The sequence below is a fragment of the Nocardia sp. TBRC8007 genome, from assembly GCF_056629435.1.
The window spans coordinates 1-417 of the sequence record NZ_JBWSOR010000171.1 but is presented as its reverse complement, the minus strand read 5'-3'; the positions used below and the strand labels follow the sequence as shown (position 1 = coordinate 417).

The 417-nt window shown below is 61.9% G+C and carries 1 protein-coding gene; it reads right to left on the bottom strand.

The window, feature by feature from the left end; all coding sequences use genetic code 11:
* Positions 1–417 (bottom strand): hypothetical protein (locus tag ACX4ZE_RS23145; RefSeq protein WP_480275580.1); only part of this gene is annotated, 417 nt, incomplete at both ends.

The window sequence follows — 417 nt, the reverse complement described above, 5'->3', positions numbered from 1 at the left end:
GCACCACAGCCGCATTCCACTCCCCAACCACCCGCCCACGCTCGACCGGGTCCACCACATCGATCCCGACCAACGGCCGCACCGGATCCGCGACAACCCGCCGCACACACGCCGCCACCGCACCGATGAAACACCGCAGATCATCCACGCAATACAACCGACCATCGGCCTCCACCCGGATCTGCAGATCACTCCCCGAATCCAAGTCGTACATGAGCGCGACCGTCATATCCCCCACCGGCAACATCAAAGGACGAAAAACCGCCCACCCACCCGGAAACGACAACACCGGCAAAAACGGAAAAATATTCACGACCAGACCCGTCACCGCCGGATCTCCACCCGCACGCCCGATATCCGCCCGAATATCGGAAATATCGTATTCGGCATGCCGCAACACCGACCCGATCTCCGCCC